At 46.4% G+C, this 15,841-nt stretch carries 14 protein-coding genes; 9 read left to right on the top strand and 5 right to left on the bottom strand.

All coding sequences use genetic code 11. The features are described from left to right. The first annotated feature begins 324 nt into the window (after window positions 1-324). Complete coding sequence (locus CWI73_RS11375; RefSeq protein WP_198675195.1) at window positions 325-1,977, top strand: reverse transcriptase domain-containing protein; 1,653 nt, start codon at window positions 325-327, stop codon at window positions 1,975-1,977. 14 nt (window positions 1,978-1,991) lie between these two features. Here the strand turns inward: CWI73_RS11375 and CWI73_RS11380 are convergent, their stop codons facing one another. After that, the gene (locus CWI73_RS11380; protein ID WP_126752891.1) at window positions 1,992-2,552 is read right to left on the bottom strand and encodes a tyrosine-type recombinase/integrase; all 561 of its coding nucleotides are present in this window, start codon (window positions 2,550-2,552) and stop codon (window positions 1,992-1,994) included. A gap of 241 nt (window positions 2,553-2,793) precedes the next feature. Here CWI73_RS11380 and CWI73_RS12555 point away from each other — a divergent pair, with 241 nt between their 5' ends. The 6 genes from CWI73_RS12555 (at window position 2,794) to CWI73_RS11410 (ending at window position 10,075) form a co-directional block, all read left to right on the top strand. Beyond that, window positions 2,794-3,138: a hypothetical protein gene (locus CWI73_RS12555; protein WP_198675196.1), complete on the top strand. Its 345-nt coding sequence runs from the start codon at window positions 2,794-2,796 to the stop codon at window positions 3,136-3,138. 73 nt (window positions 3,139-3,211) lie between these two features. Next, complete coding sequence (locus CWI73_RS11390; protein ID WP_126752892.1) at window positions 3,212-4,462, top strand: TolC family protein; 1,251 nt, start codon at window positions 3,212-3,214, stop codon at window positions 4,460-4,462. Between the two features lie 3 nt (window positions 4,463-4,465). Continuing rightward, a complete protein-coding gene (locus CWI73_RS11395; protein WP_126752893.1) occupies window positions 4,466-5,578 on the top strand; it encodes an efflux RND transporter periplasmic adaptor subunit in 1,113 nt (370 codons plus the stop codon). An 11-nt stretch (window positions 5,579-5,589) separates the two neighbouring features. Beyond that, a complete protein-coding gene (locus tag CWI73_RS11400; RefSeq protein ID WP_126752894.1) occupies window positions 5,590-8,787 on the top strand; it encodes an efflux RND transporter permease subunit in 3,198 nt (1,065 codons plus the stop codon). Between the two features lie 62 nt (window positions 8,788-8,849). Further along, entirely contained in the window at window positions 8,850-9,737 is an 888-nt protein-coding gene (locus CWI73_RS11405; RefSeq protein WP_126752895.1) for a cation diffusion facilitator family transporter, read from the top strand. Window positions 9,738-9,739: 2 nt separating this feature from the next. Next, window positions 9,740-10,075: a YnfA family protein gene (locus CWI73_RS11410; protein WP_055437776.1), complete on the top strand. Its 336-nt coding sequence runs from the start codon at window positions 9,740-9,742 to the stop codon at window positions 10,073-10,075. Window positions 10,076-10,465: 390 nt separating this feature from the next. On the opposite strand, the gene CWI73_RS11415 is transcribed toward CWI73_RS11410, so the two are convergent. Together CWI73_RS11415 and CWI73_RS11420 are read right to left on the bottom strand one after the other, a co-directional pair. After that, complete coding sequence (locus CWI73_RS11415; protein WP_126752896.1) at window positions 10,466-10,840, bottom strand: GreA/GreB family elongation factor; 375 nt, start codon at window positions 10,838-10,840, stop codon at window positions 10,466-10,468. Window positions 10,841-11,067: 227 nt separating this feature from the next. Then, window positions 11,068-11,385 carry a GreA/GreB family elongation factor gene (locus CWI73_RS11420; protein ID WP_241968898.1) on the bottom strand — a complete coding sequence of 106 codons (318 nt, stop codon included), beginning with the start codon at window positions 11,383-11,385 and terminating at the stop codon, window positions 11,068-11,070. A 389-nt stretch (window positions 11,386-11,774) separates the two neighbouring features. Here CWI73_RS11420 and CWI73_RS11425 point away from each other — a divergent pair, with 389 nt between their 5' ends. Beyond that, entirely contained in the window at window positions 11,775-12,653 is an 879-nt protein-coding gene (locus CWI73_RS11425; RefSeq protein ID WP_126752897.1) for an ATP-grasp domain-containing protein, read from the top strand. On the opposite strand, the gene CWI73_RS11430 is transcribed toward CWI73_RS11425, so the two are convergent. After that, window positions 12,650-13,519, bottom strand: coding sequence for a LysR family transcriptional regulator (locus tag CWI73_RS11430; RefSeq protein ID WP_126752898.1), 870 nt, complete (start codon window positions 13,517-13,519; stop codon window positions 12,650-12,652). The two genes, CWI73_RS11425 and CWI73_RS11430, sit on opposite strands and share 4 nt — an antisense overlap. A gap of 97 nt (window positions 13,520-13,616) precedes the next feature. Between CWI73_RS11430 and CWI73_RS11435 the strand changes: the two genes are divergently transcribed. Next, a complete protein-coding gene (locus CWI73_RS11435) occupies window positions 13,617-14,612 on the top strand; it encodes a YeiH family protein (protein WP_126752899.1) in 996 nt (331 codons plus the stop codon). Window positions 14,613-14,615: 3 nt separating this feature from the next. Here CWI73_RS11435 and CWI73_RS11440 read toward each other — a convergent pair whose 3' ends face one another. Beyond that, window positions 14,616-15,827 (bottom strand): M24 family metallopeptidase, encoded by a 1,212-nt coding sequence (locus CWI73_RS11440; protein ID WP_126752900.1) that lies wholly within the window; start codon window positions 15,825-15,827, stop codon window positions 14,616-14,618. Window positions 15,828-15,841: the final 14 nt, after the last annotated feature.

A 15,841-nucleotide genomic window follows, 5' to 3' on the forward strand; every position in this document is an offset into this window, starting at 1 on the left:
GCCATTAGGTGATATAGGTTTTTAAATTATTAGTTTAAGGCAACCCGTTTAGCTACTTTTGTTGGCAAGAGAGTTTGTTAAAGCTGATAAAAATCGACGAGAGATAAATAGCTATACTGCACCGTTAGTTTTGGCAACTTGCCCACGACGTAGAATTGTGTGAGCATAGTCAATGGCTGGGGGACGATTTAACTTTGCAATGCAATCTGCATTGTGCATTCATGAAGGCTCTTTTGCCCACAGTGGCCCTACAACCGTGTGGACTAGCGCGTGGGAGGTATGAGACAAAACCCCCCAGCCTTCTTAAGGGAGCTTCGATATTTAATGGATTCTCAAACGGTTCTGCCACCACGGGCTAAACTAGCCAACTGCTCTACACTAGACCAGCTTGCTTCTCTTCTTAATACCGAAGTGGATAAGCTTCTTAAACTGATCTATCCGCATAATCGTCAGTACATCTCTTTTTCGATTCCCAAGAAGGATGGTAGCCGTCGACTTATAAGCACCCCTAAGCCAACACTTAAAAACTATCAAATGATCATAGCGTCTGAGCTTCATCACCATTACATACCAAGGGCCAGTGCGCATGCGTTTATTGAACAAAAAAGCGTACTAACCAACGCTTCTCCGCATGTCAACAAAAGGTATGTGCTTAATTTAGATTTAGAAGACTTTTTTGGGACTATCACGTTTGGGAGGGTAAAACGTCTACTTCAGAGCCCTCCGTTAAGCCTTACGCACAATGTTGCAACTGTTGTTGCACATATTTGCTGTTACAAGGGAAGGCTTCCTCAAGGTGCACCGTCCTCACCAATAATATCAAACATGATTGCATTTAAATTAGACAATCAACTTTTAAAGTTGGCGAAGCAATATCGCTTCACTTACACACGCTACGCCGACGATATAACCCTTTCATTTAATCAAAAAAGAAAGACGAGTTTGCCCACAGATATAGTTAAGTTTGATGAAGATAGCCTAGCGTTAGGTAGGTTGCTTTTGCGGACTATTGAATCAAACGGTTTCTCTGTAAACGATGATAAAACAAGATTAGCGACAAAGAATGATCGTCAAGCAGTGACGAACTTGACGGTAAATCAATTTGTTAACGTCAATCGGCTATTTTTGCGTCAAACTTCTGCAATGATAAACGCTCTCAACGTTTATGGGGCTCAAGATGCGGAAATCGAGTACTTAAAAAAGTATCATAAAGGATACCTTTCACCACGAAAGCAGCTAAAGCACAAAAATGAGCCAGGAAAGTTTTTCAAGCAAATGGTAAGAGGAAGACTAAACTTTATTCGTATGGTGAAGGGTAAAGATTCTCTAGTGTGGAGAAAGCTAATGTACCGATACACCGTTGCCATAGGAGAACCAAACGCACGATACGCTCTATCACCTGCAGAGTTAGCAAAACGTTCGCTTTTCGTCATACATAATCTCACAGACGATAGTGAAGGTGTTGGAACTGGGTTTAAGCTTAATACATTCGGTATGGTTACCAATCAACACGTGATTGCTTATTTAGACAACTCGAACCTAGCTGATTTCTGCGTCATCGAATGGATTGAAAAAATGGATCAACAATTTCCATCGGTTCAACTTATTTTATCAGATGAAAAGTCAGATATTGCGATAGTTGAGGGCGCATCAATGAACATCGTGCCAGCTCTTGATGCTTCCACTTCCCCAGACTACACACCAGGAACGACGTGCACTTTATTGGGATTCCCTAACTATAAGACCGAGGATTCCCCTACAGTCATCGAATGTAGAATTGTGCGAGAAATTGAAGTAGATAACGAACCCAGAATAGTAGTAGACGAAAAAGTAACTCACGGAATGAGTGGTGGGCCTGTTATAGATTCGGACGGCTTAGTAATTGGAATTATATCTAACGGCTCTAAATATAACTCGACAGACGATCGTGTAAACGCGTTTATTCCTATAAAGACTTTACTCCTAACAAAAAATTAGTAGGGGAGCGTCCCCTACAATTCCAACTCAATAAAGTCTCGGTCCACATCCTCCTGAGTAATCCCTATATATCGTAGCGTTACAGCTTCCGAACTATGACGCAGCATCTTCATTACCCTGGCAATGTCGTGAGTATTCTTATAAAGGTGATAGCCACGGGTCTTTCGCATTGAATGAGTCCCCAGCTTAATGCCAACCTCCTCCCCTATCGCCGCGAACGCCCGCGAAACGTAACGGCGGCTAATCGGGGCCTCGTCCAAACCTTTAGACCATTGATTTCGATAGGATTGAAATAGGTAAATATGGTCTGGATGCTCATCCTTTATCCGAGCAATAATCGACCGTGCTTTGTCGTTCAGTTTAATGGTTGCTTGTTTTGACGTCTTTCCCTCAACTAAGGTCAGACGCTCATCGTGTATGTTTTCAAACTTGATGGACAGTAAATCTGAAATCCGTAACGCCAGGTTCAAGCCAACATCCCAAACATCAGCAATTTGCTGACCGTATGTTCGTTTGAGAAGGTGGCTAATCAGCTTTACGGTATCCAGATCTTTAACCGCTTGTACTTCGGCCATGATCTAGTTCCTTTTTTGCTGTAAAACGTGATTTTGAGTACTTAAGAGGGTATAAAGGGGGAAATAGCCCGTTTTTAGTGGGTTTGCTTGTTCCCATTTCCTTATTTTGGGAACTTAGTATTAATTAAAACAGAACGCCTCTTTTTGATGATATATCTTTTAAACTTCGGGGAGTAAAGCTCTTCTTGAAAACGATTTTTGATTAATGTATCGTTAGGCTGCTTATATACAACTGTAGGTAATGATGCTTAGACTGGGATTTTTAATACTGGTGCTGGTTGCTGTTCTGACTCAAATCAGTCAGGCGGTTGCTGACGTGCATCAATCTCACCAGTCATCCTCTGAGCAACACCTCAATTTTGATCATGACGAATCTCACATCGATAAGCGCAACCTCCCTAAAAGTGGCGAAGTCAGCTTTGACTGCCATCATTGCTGTCACTGCCATGGTTCTTTTCATCTATATGCGATGAAGGCTGAAAAAACTCTCGCATTACCACGAATGGGAACAATGCGCCCTGGGTACACCCAGTTCTACACTAATCCACTGTCATCACCGCTGTTCCGGCCACCCATCTCCTCATAACTGCCTAATACGCTGCTTTAGCAGCACAACAAAATCGTTATTTTACGCAGTAATATGACTGAGGAGTCTATCTATGGGTCCGTTTTCGACACATAGCAAACGCTTGTTTGTTGCCGTAAGTCTGGCAATAAGCTCAAGCTACGCCAATGCACAACAGTTGCCCGAGCAATGGCAACAAACTGTGCAGCGACACCCCAGTGTTGAAGCCGCTCAACAGCAGGCCGAAGCACTCATTCAACAGGGCAAGCAATTAAAGCAGCCTTTGTACAACCCTAGCTTATCGTCACGCTTAGAGCGTGAGGGTGACATCAATAACTACGCTATTGGTCTAAGCCAAACGCTGGACTGGAGCACTCGCAATGAAGCACGTGCCAGTCAGAGTGACGCAGTGACCGCTATGGCAATGAGTATTTATCGCCAGTCGGCGACATCGCATGCTAAAACACTGCTGAATACCTATGTGCAATGGCTTGATGCAAAACAGCGTTACGCACTTGCTGAGCAGCAAGAGGAAATCGTTAAACAGGCGATAAGCCTGGTTGCCGAACGACGTAAAGCCGGTGACTTAGGTGCCGTCGACGAACAGCTGACGGTACTCGCGCTAAGTCGGCAACTGCAACAAACGGCAGCGGCCTATCAACAACTGCAATCCGCTGAAGCAGAGTTAAACGCTCTGCTAACAACGTCTGATGTCGGTCAACTCTCCATTAATGAGGAGCTATTTAACGTTGAACCTGCGTTAACGGCTCGTTGGCAACAACACCCAGCGTTAAAAGCCGCTTACCTGCAATGGCAATTAAAGCGCGCGGATGTCGACTGGAAACGCTCGTTAACCACCGCCAACCCAACCGTAGGCGTCGAAGCGGGCGAGAGCAATAACGAAACCGTAGTTGGCTTATCATTCAGTATTCCACTACAGATTCGCAATAACTACAGCGATGCAGTACGCGCAGCCAATAGCGAAGCTGTTGCTGAAGAAAAGCGTCTGATTGCGCTACGCCAACAATGGCAAGCAGCACTGAAATCGTCCCTTAACAACTACCGCTTTGTTAAAAAACAATGGCAAAGCTGGCAAAGAGACTTTCAATCTCGGCAGGATGAGTCGATGCAGGTGATTGAGCAGTCCTGGCTCGCCGGAGACTTATCCACCACCGACTATCTCACCGCCATGCAACAGCAGCTCGATAGTCAATTTGCAGGGATAGCGCTGCAAACACAATATCGGTTGGCCGCCATTGAATGGTTGTACCGTTCGGGCGAACTCAGTAAAGCGCTGACGTTATCGCCGTTAAGCCAGCAAACAAAAGCAGAGATTGGAGAGTAAACGATGTCAGTAAAACCTTTATACGCAGCAATAGCACTTGCGCTGAGCTTTCCGGTGATGGCGCAGGATGAACACGGACACGACGAAAAAGAACGTACTCACAAGGAAAGTGCAGGCGTGGAGCTATCCAGCAAGCAACTGTCCATGGCAGATATCACCACACGAACCTTGCAAACTCAAGTCATTGAATACCCGGTTTATGCCCCGGGCGAGGTGGTTGCTAACGACTTTAACAGCTATATCGTGAGTCCGCGCATCGATTCGACCGTTCTCAAACGTTTTGTCAGTATTGGCGATCACGTCGAAAAAGGTGAGCCACTGGCAACCCTCTTCAGTGCCACCATAGCGGAGGCGCAAAGTCAGTATTTGGTCACACTTAACGAATGGCAACGCGTGCAGTCACTTGGTGAGTCGACGGTGGGTGAAAAACGCTTTGTCGAAGCGAAAAACGCCTTTACCTCAGCGCAAGCAAAACTCAAAGCGTTTGGTATGTCAGCCAGTGACATTAAGCGCTTAAGTAAAGCTGACTACCCTGTCGGCGAATACCAACTGACCTCAGAAATTGGCGGGATTGTGGTTAGCGATAACTTCAAGCAGGGCCAGCAAGTTAATGCCGGTAAACACTTGGTTGAAGTGCTACAAGAAGAAACCTTGTGGGTTAATGCTCGGCTACCGGGCTCAGCCGACCTCAATGTGAAGTTTGGTGATGCTGTTACGGTGAGTGTCGACAACCAACGCTTTGCGGCAAAAGTCATTCAGGAAGGTCACACAATAGACCATACAACCCGTACCCGAACTGTCCGACTTGCGGTAAATAACGAAAAGGACCAATTACACCCCGGTTTATTTGCAGATGTCTATTTCTCAGTCAAGTCGGATGGATCGGTGCTTGCAGTTAAGGACTCAGCCTTAATGCGGGCACCTGATGGTGACTGGCAGATATTCATTGAGCACGAACCCGGAAAGTTTGAACCGAAGAAAGTCGAATTGGTTGATGAAAAAGGTCCGTGGAAAGTCATTAGAGGCGTTAAGGAAGGCACAGAATATGTAGACAACGGCGCGTTTTTCGTTCGCTCTCAAATCGCTAAAGGCGGTTTTGACCCACATAACCACTAACAGGAGGTTTTATGTTTCAGCGCATTATTCAGTTTGCTGTCGCTAATCGCCTGTTATTGGTATTGGCTTTATTCAGCATCAGCATTGCGTCATTTTTTGTTATTCCCAAACTTAATCTGGATGCCTTCCCCGATGTTACCAACGTTCAGGTAACGGTAAATACGGAGGCCCCCGGGTTAGCAGCGACCGAAGTCGAGCAGTTGATTACCTATCCGATAGAGTCGGTGATGTATGCCCTGCCCGACGTCAAAGAAGTTCGGTCAATCTCAAAAACAGGTTTATCGGGCATTACGGTAGTGTTTGACGAGAGTGTCGATATCTACTTTGCCCGGCAACTGGTGTTTGAACGACTGCAGGCGGCAAAGGAATTAATACCCGAAGGCGTAGGTACACCCGAAATGGGTCCTAACTCTTCCGGCCTCGGCCAGGTTTATCAGTATCTGCTACTTGCCGAACCGGGCTCCGGTGTCAGCAGTATGGAGCTACGCAGTCTAAACGACTATGTGGTTAAACTGCTATTGATGCCCGTTGAGGGAATTACCGAAGTCTTGTCCTTTGGCGGCGAAGTTAAACAGTATCAGGTTAATCTTAACCCCGCTAAGCTGTTGTCTTACGACCTTACCCAGCAAGACGTCATGAGCGCGGTCAACAAGAATAACGGTAACGTTGGTGGTTGGTATATGCCCCGCGGTCAGGAGCAGTTGGTTATTCGCGGCACCGGCTGGCTGGATAGCGGTAAAAAAGGCCTGCAACAAATACGACAAATACCGCTCAAAACAGTTGACGGCGTTTCCGTAACACTGGGCCAGGTTGCCGAAGTCGAAATCGGCAGTGAAATTCGCCAGGGGGCGGTCTCAATGTCGCGTAAAGTCGACAGCGAGGTCAACCAGCTGGGCGAAGTGGTGTCGGGTATTGTGCTCAAACGCATGGGCTCGAATACCAAAGCCACCATCGACGGTATTAAAAAGCGCATTCCGCTTATTCAGCAAGCATTACCCGAGGGTGTCACCTTTGAGCCGTATTATGATCAGGCCGACTTAATACAAAAAGCCGTATCTACGGTCGCGTATTCACTGCTCATTGCCTTTGTGTTTATTATCGCAGTATTAGCACTGTTTTTGCTCAACATACGCGCTACTTTTTTAGTGTTACTGTCCATTCCCGTTTCTATCGCCATTGCCCTAATGGTAATGTCCGCGATGGGCATGTCGGCTAACCTGATGTCGCTGGGCGGGATAGCTGTTGCCATTGGTATGCTGGTCGACGGCTCCGTGGTGATGGTTGAAAACATCTTTAAGCACTTAAGTCGTCCGGATAGTGAACATCATGGCGACGCCGAGCAACGCACAGAGCACCGCGACCCGGATCCTCAGGCAGCCAAACTCGACAGTCATGGTATCAAGCTGCGAGTTAAGGAAGCGGCTAACGAAGTGGCTCGACCGGTATTCTTTGCCGCCATGATCATCTTGGTGGTCTTTATGCCACTGTTTAGTTTTCAGGGTGTTGAAGCTAAATTATTTGAACCCATGGCTATCAGCATTATGTTGGCCATTATCTCCGCGGTTTTTGTGGCCATTATGGTTGTCCCGGCATTAGCCAGTTACTTTTTCAGTCGGGGTATTAAGCCTCGTGAAAATAAACTGCTTAAACCACTAGATAATGGTTATAAAAGACTATTGTCGGTCGCTTTACGCAGTAAAAAGGCCGTTATTACCCTGGCCGGTTTGCTGTTTGTCGGCGCTTTGGTGTTAGTGCCTCGTCTCGGCACGGAGTTCGCTCCCGAACTGGAAGAAGGCACGATTAATATTCGCGTGACATTAGCCCCCTCCTCTAACCTTGAAACGGCCTTAGAGGTGGCTCCGAAGCTTGAAAAAATCCTGATGTCGTTCCCGGAAACCACCTACGCACTCAGCCGCATTGGACGAGCCGAAGTGGGCGGCGATCCAGAGCCTATCAGCAACATCGAGATATATGTGGGCCTTAAGCCGCAATCCGAATGGACAACGGCATCCGATCGCTACGCCTTACAAGAAAAAATGGAGGCAAAACTCGATGCTCACCCAGGCTTGTTGTTTAATTTTTCACAACCTATCGCAACACGGGTTGATGAACTGCTCTCAGGTGTAAAATCGCAGCTAGCCATCAAACTATTTGGACCCGAGCTTGACGTGTTGGCCCGTAAAGGCCAGGAAATAGAAAGTGCCGTCAAGCAAGTTGACGGGGCGGTTGCAGTAGCGATGGAGCAAATAAAAGGTGAATCACAACTCGTGGTTTCGCCGAAACGCCAACAACTCTCACGCTACGGCTTAAATGTCTCCGATGTACTGAGCGTTGTCGACAATGGCTTGGGTGGCGCTTCGGCAGGCCAGATCATTCGCGGTAATGAGCGCTATGATATTTACGTGCGGTTGGCCAAGCAATTCCGCGATACGCCGGAGTCTATTCGCTCGTTACGCTTGTTAACTCCCTCAGGGGCCTGGGTAACCTTAGGCGAAGTCGCCAGCGTTGCAATTGAATCAGGACCACCGCAAATCCGTCGTGATGATGTACAGCGTCGCGTTGTGATTCAATCGAACGTTCAGGGTCGTGACATGGGTAGCGTGGTTGCCGATATTCGGAAGGCGATTGACGAGAAGGTGGATTTACCAACCGGTTACTCAGTCGACATTGGTGGCCAGTTCGAAAGTCAACAAAGAGCACAGAAGCGCTTGTCCATTGTCGTTCCCATATCGTTGGCACTCATCGCCCTGCTGCTTTATTTTGCTTTCGGCACCATGGGTCAAGCCATGCTGATTTTGGTGAATGTACCGTTAGCAGTCATCGGTGGTATTGTCGCACTCTTTGTGTCAGGACAGTACTTATCGGTGCCCAGCGCGGTTGGTTTTATCACGCTTTTTGGTGTGGCGGTACTAAACGGTGTGGTTCTGGTCGAAAGTATAAACCAGAGAATAACCGATGGGCATGCGGTTAGTGATGCCGTGTTTGATGGCGCATGGTCGCGACTCCGTCCGGTATTGATGACAGCTATAACCTCAGCGTTAGGGCTCATCCCGATGCTGTTTGCAACCGGTGCAGGGGCTGAAATCCAACGCCCACTGGCTACCGTCATTGTCGGTGGTTTGGTATCAGCCACTCTGCTGACACTGGTTATCTTACCCGTGCTCTATCCTTGGTTTTCGAAACAAAAGGTTAATGATTTGAGTCGTTAGGGTTCAATAGCACTTAAAGGGGCGGTTATTGCCGCCCCTTCTACTACAAAAAGGAACGTATTATGGGGCATCACCATAACCATGATCACTCAAAGGACATGCCGTCCAAACGCCTGGGGTGGGCATTTGTTCTTAACTTTGTTTTCACAATTATCGAGTTTATTGGTGGCTTTCTTACCAACAGTACCGCCATTTTAGCCGATGCCGTTCATGATCTTGGCGATAGCTTGTCGCTTGGCCTGGCGTGGGTACTGAATAAACTGGGAAAAAAGCAGGCCAACCAGCACTTTACCTACGGTTATAAGCGACTGAATCTTGCCGGTGCATTTATCAATGCCGTTGTTTTAATCGCAGGCTCTGCCTGGGTACTTGTAGAAGCAATTCCCAGGCTCTGGAACCAACAAATGCCCGTGGCTGATGGCATGATTGCGTTGGCGGTACTTGGCATTGTGGTTAATGGCTTTGCGGCTTACAAATTGTCAGAAGGTAAAACGTTAAACGAACGCGTTATTAACTGGCACTTGCTGGAAGATGTTCTCGGCTGGGTTGCTGTACTAATCGTTGGTATTGCTTTGCTGTTTGTGGATTGGCCAATTCTCGATCCGCTACTGTCGATTGGTTTTACGATGTTTATTTTAGTGAATGTACTGCGCAACCTGTGGGCAACGCTGAAACTCTTCATACAGGCCACGCCAGACAAAGACACCTACAGACAAGTCGCGGACGCTTTACTGGAGCTACCTCATATTGCTGACCTACACCATTTGCATTTTTGGTCACTAGACGGCGAGGAGCATGTATTAACCGTTCATTTGGTGTTATCTAAAAACCTTGATATCGAGGCCCGTAGCGATTTAAAACAGCGCATCGATGACGTCCTTGCGCCCTATGCTTTAAGCCATACAACGGTAGAACTAGAAGATCCTGATGAAGCCTGTAGGGACAACTGATAATGAGTGCATTATTTTTATTAAAAACACTCGGGTTATTTATTGCCACCGCAGTTGCTGAAATTGTCGGTTGCTATTTACCCTACTTATGGCTCAAAGAGGGTCATTCTGTTTGGTTACTCATTCCGGCGGCAATGAGCTTAGCCTTATTTGCTTACTTATTAACACTTCATCCAGCGGAAAGCGGGCGCGTTTACGCAGCCTACGGCGGTATTTACGTATTAACTGCCATAGTCTGGCTGCGAATTGTCGATAAATCGCCTTTATCCAGCTTCGACCTGATTGGGACGGCGTTTGTGCTCACAGGCATGGGGATCATTGTATATGGTTGGCGTTAGACTGGGCTGAGATTTAGTAACACGCTAAGTCACACGCTTTTTATTCCGATTGATTTTAATCTTTAAAAACAGGTTTTTATCAAAACTTTTCGATTCCGCCTCCGGCACCAACTTCTTCCTAAAGCCCTGCACTTAATGCGGGGCTTTTTCGTTTCTGAGCAACGGAAGTAACACGCTTAGTAACACAGTTCTGTAGATACGGATCTACTTTTGCACCGTTTCACGACTCACACTTTAATAGCGTCTATTTGCCTACTAGGGTTTCGGCTGATTACCTATTGAAGGGTTCGAAGGTATCATATCATTGGATAAGGCTTGTCATAGTCGTCACGTAGGCGGGAGCCGAGGCGGCTTGCGAGTTTTAGCATCCCGCCAACATATGTACCTCATCTACGACACGTGAATAATCTCAACCGACTGCAACCCTCGGTTAGTCTTCCATTGAATTGTCTGGCCAACAGACAAACCAATGAGCGCAGCACCTAATGGGGCAAACACTGAGAGGCTGTCCTCATATTTGTCGACCTGATCGGGGGCTGTCAGCGTTTTAGTGAATACCTTACCCGTTTCTAACACCTTAAAAGTGACTTGCTTATTCAAACTCGCCACATTCTCTGGCATAGCGGCAGGTTCCAGCACTTCTGCACGCGCCAATTCGGCCTCAAGTTCATCTAAAAACTCCGGCGGCAAGCGGGTTTCTTCCAGGCTATGTTCAATCACTGCCAAATCAAAAGTCGATATCGTTATTTTTGGTTTTGTTTCCATGTTTCTTCTCCATTAAAAAGGGGCTCCGAAGAGCCCCTTACTCGTTACTCATCAGAAAGCTTCTTTTTCTTCTTTTGTTTACGTTTCTCTTTTAACGTCATCTGAGGTTTCTTCTTTTCTTTCTCTTTACTCATTGGATTCACCTTATCTGTTCAATATATAAAATGACTTAAGCTATTGCACAACTAAGTTACTCCAAGGCTCTACCCTCCTTACGGCATGAGTGTTTAAAGGTCTGTAATTACTTTTCTTTGGTTTACAGAAATAACGTCCCACTTGTCGGTTCTTCTGCCAAATTCAGTCACCGCAACATCCCCTAATTTGAGCCCCAACAACGCAGAACCTAATGGCGATATAAAAGAAATCATCTGCTCTTCGGGATCTGCTAACTCTGGTGGTACCAAAGTGACCGTCACCTTTTCCCGAGTCGCTCTGTTTTTAATGGTCACAGAAGAGCCAACTGTTACCCGCCCCAATAGCCGTGAGCTACTCTTTTGGCTAAATTCAAGCCGTTCCAACAATATACTCAGCTCAATAGGGTCCATTAACATTCTTTGTCCCGCATTTTGAAATATGGGACTACCTAAACATACCGAGCCCTTACAGGGCCTAAACATGCGCATAAGCACGGCTTTATCTCCAACCGAACTAATGAATAACTGTGGAATTACAACAATAGGGAAACAGCCGAACGCATGAGCTGCGTTCGGCTTAATTTGGAAAGGTGAGAGCAGTACTCTGTATTGAATAGTTATACTTAAACATAATGTCCTCAAAACAACTTGAGAACATCATAGCCCGTTAAAAATTTAAAGCAAGCCCTTGCTATATTCGTCTAAAAACACCGAATTTATTGCCTTCCGGTAGCATCAGTCAATCAGACAAGATACAGTCTCTTGCTCGAGATGAGTACCCGCTGATGAGGAGGATAGCAATGAAAAACAAAGTCTGTATTTTGAGTATGGATAATTTAGAGGGCTTTTTTAGCTATGACGATTTATTAAAAGAGCCCTTTAAGCAGCATGGAATAGACGTAGAGACAGTCTCATGGCGCAATTCTCAGTGCGACTGGAACCAATATGATGCCGTCATTGTCCGCTCAACCTGGGACTATCAGGACGACTGCGAAGAATTTTTAAACGTATTAGAAAAGATAGAATCCTCTTCTGCAACATTGATGAATTCATTGCAGGTCATAAAATGGAATATTAGTAAGACCTATCTTAAAGAGCTTGAAGATAAACAAGTACCCACTGTCCCTACCTTATGGGGAAAGTCATTTAATACCAACACGTTAAAGTCTGCTCAAGTAAAATGGCCTAATCAGCAGTTGATCATTAAACCCACAGTTTCGGCCAACGCAGACGATACGTACCGACTGTCAAAGGACAGCTCTACCGATGCGTTGATAGAGTCACTGACCGAACACTTCCCAGCCGGTCGCGAATTCATGCTGCAGCCGTTTTTAAACTCCATTGTAGAGCACGGCGAATATTCATTATTCTATTTTGGCGGGGTCTTCAGTCATGCCATTAAAAAGTGTCCCGCTAACGGCGACTTTAGAGTTCAAGAAGAGCACGGCGGTGAATTCTTTCAGGTGACCCCGAATAATGCCATTAAAGAAGTAGCCGAGCGAGCGTTAGGATGCGTCGACGAGACACTGCTCTATGCCAGAATTGATGTTGCTCTATTGAATGATAATACGCCTGCCATTATTGAAATGGAGCTCATTGAACCGAGTTTATACTTCGGGGTTGATGAAGCTAGCGCAGAGCGCTTCGTAAAGGCTTATCTCAGTATGATAGATCGTTAATTAGCGATACCGATAATTGGCTCTATCCATGCCATACGAGACGATAAGTCGCTATGGGTGACATAATATAAGGTGCGGTAATGCGCACCTTCTGTCGGCAGACTTTTGACCAACCCAGCCTCTAGCATCAGTGGCGTTGTGATGCTGGGAACATAGGCAACACCGATGCCCGATGCCACCGAGTGAATAATACTCTCATTGGTGTTCAGCTCGGTCACATTTTCGGGTTTAATGCCGAGTTTAGCCCATAGCTTTTCGGTAAGTCGTCGGGTGGCCGAGCCTGTTTCGCGAATAAGCCAGGGCTGCAGTTCTAGCATTTGGCCTTCATCATCGGGCGGTGCTATGAGAGTCATGCTGTCCTCTTTAAACGGCTTAGCCAGTATATCGCCGCGCGAGTTTGGACCTTCAACCAACCCTATGTCGTCCTGAAATGACTCAATCCGGTTGAGTATTTCATCCGTGTTGCTTATGTGAACATTAATTTTTAACGAGGAGCGTTGTTGCTTTAGTGCATTGATATAAGCTGGCAACCAGTAATTCCCGACTGTCTGGCTGGCACCTATATTCAGCATTTCCCGAGAGTTATTTTGCAGTTGTTCAAAGTACCGTTTAGTGCCGTCACTGATCGACAGAATTCTGTCAGCTCTCTCATAAAGCCAAAAACCCGCCGCAGTCAGTTCAACCTTTTGTGAAGAGCGCTTTCGTCCTCTTTCTCGCACGACCAACCGAGTGCCGAGCTGCTGTTCAATATCCTTCAAGTTAATGGATACCGCTGATGTCGTCATATTGAGTCGCTTGCTGGCGGCAGTAAGACCACTGGTGTCAGCAATGGTTTTAAACACTTGGAGTTGGCGCAAACTAATCATAATTTTATTTTAACTTAATAAATTTTTATTAAGTTTTAATTAATATTAACTGCACTATACTCTCGCCTAAACACAGAAATCAAGGCAAGGTAACACTATGAACCATCCCATCGTCGGGCTTCTTGCAGCCATTGCTATCGCCGTGGGTGTTGTCGAGCTTCACCAATGGCTTCCAGCAATTCAATCAGTTTCGCCACTATTAATTAGCATTGGCGTGGGTATTTTGGTCAGTCACCTATTACCTGCGCGCTATAAAAAACCGCTGGGCCCCGGACTCAATATTGCTAAAGGCACGATATTACGATTAGCCATTGTTCTATATGGTTTCAATATTACCCTGCAGGCCTTGTCTGAGGTCGGTGTTTATGGTTTGTTTAGTGCTCTCACCATGGTGTCAGTAATACTGTGCGTTGGTATTTGGGCAGGAACCAAACTGTTTAAACTCGATACGGAGCAATCGATACTAGTGGCCGTAGGTAGTGCTATTTGCGGCGCTGCAGCGGTTGCGGCAATGGAACCTATCATTAAAGCACAACCTTACAAAGTACTCACTGCTATCAGTACCGTGGTTGTGTTCGGTACACTTTCTATGCTGCTAATGCCATTAATGTTTCAACTTTTTGATATCACCGAAGCGCAATACGGTTTATGGGTGGGTGTGTCCGTCCATGAAGTTGCACAAGTGGTTGTCGCCGGTGACTCAGTTAGCACCACTGCAGCACACATGGCAGTGTTAGAGAAAATGTTGAGAGTGGTGCTGTTAGTGCCTGTACTGTTAGCCTTTGCGGTGTGGATGAGACAAAAAGTTTACGCCGCCGATACCGAAAGCAGTAAGAATAAAGTAGCCGTCCCGTGGTTCGCCTTTCTATTTATTGGAGCAATTGTCATTAACTCGTTGAACTGGATACCCGCCAATGTAACAACGGCTCTGACGACCACAGCTACCTATTTACTGTGTATTGCCATGGCCGCTTTAGGCATGTTGACTCATATCAGCGTTCTCAAGCAAGGCGGCGCAAAAGCATTTGCGCTCGCCACCTTACTTTTTGTTACCTTGTTGGTCACTGGCTATTTATTGGCACAGTTTGCTTAACAATCACGCTAAGTTAAACGGGTCATCCATTACACGCGACGGCTCGGTAAACCACACCGGACCGTCGTCCGTCATATAGAAGTGATCTTCTAAACGAACTCCAAAAGTATCTGGTTTTATGACCATCGGCTCGTTGCTAAAGCACATTCCCGATGCCAATACGGTTTTATCACCGCCCACCAGATAAGGCCATTCATGTAAGTCCATGCCAATACCGTGACCCGTTCGATGAGGTACACCCGGCAACTGATAGTCCGCTTTTAAGCCAAGCTTAGCGAGTTCCTCTCGAACGGCATCATCTACCGATTCGCAGGTATTTCCATTATGCGCGGCATCAAATGCGGCTTGCTGAAGCTGTCGCTCGTATTGCCAGAATGTCTTTTGTTCAGCGTTAGCTTCACCGAATGGGTACGTGCGGGTAATGTCAGAATGGTAGCCATGTAACTTACAACCGGTATCAATTAATACCCAGTCATTTTTTTCCAATTTTTGCTCATGACTGACGCCATGCGGATAACTGGTGCCCTGACCAAACAACACAATACAGAAGAAAGATCCACTTGCGCCCACTTTGCGATGAGCTTCGTCAATAAACGCTCGCACTTCTGAGGCCGTTACCCCTTCCTGTAGCATTGCCCCGGTCGCACGATGCACCGCCATGGTCATATCCATCGCGGTTTGTATGAGTGCAAGTTCAGCTTTTGACTTATGCATGCGACACTCAGCGGTAATCACTTTTGCGTCGCACATTTGCGCTGCCGGATAGCGCTCCTCAAGGTTTGAAACAATGCTGTAAGACGACGACTCGTCCAGCGCGAGTTTACCTCTGGTCAATTCGTTCTCTTTCAGAAAATCAATAAAATAATCGTAGGGTGATTCGTGTTCGTCCCACAGCAAGGTCTTCATCGGAAGTTTCATCGCTTGCGTTAGTGACCCAATTTCAAACGCAGGAGCAATTAAAGTAACCGCCCCTTCGACAGGAACAACTGCGCCTACCAGACGTTCACTTGGGTACCATTTTAAACCGGTAAAATACTCTAAATTAGTGCCCGCGTTTAAATACATCGCATCGATGCCTTTGGCTCGCATCAATGTCTGGGCTTTGTCGACTCTCGCCTGATACTCTTCTAATGTAATGGGCTGAACATTCAGTGTCATATCTTCTAATGCGTCGAGGGCGGTCTTTGCATCGGTAATGCCTACACCGTGGGTCATTCTGCCTCCTAAAA

Origin of the sequence: Idiomarina piscisalsi, assembly GCF_003987095.1 — a bacterium.
In the GTDB taxonomy this organism is placed as follows: Bacteria; Pseudomonadota; Gammaproteobacteria; order Enterobacterales; family Alteromonadaceae; genus Idiomarina; species Idiomarina piscisalsi.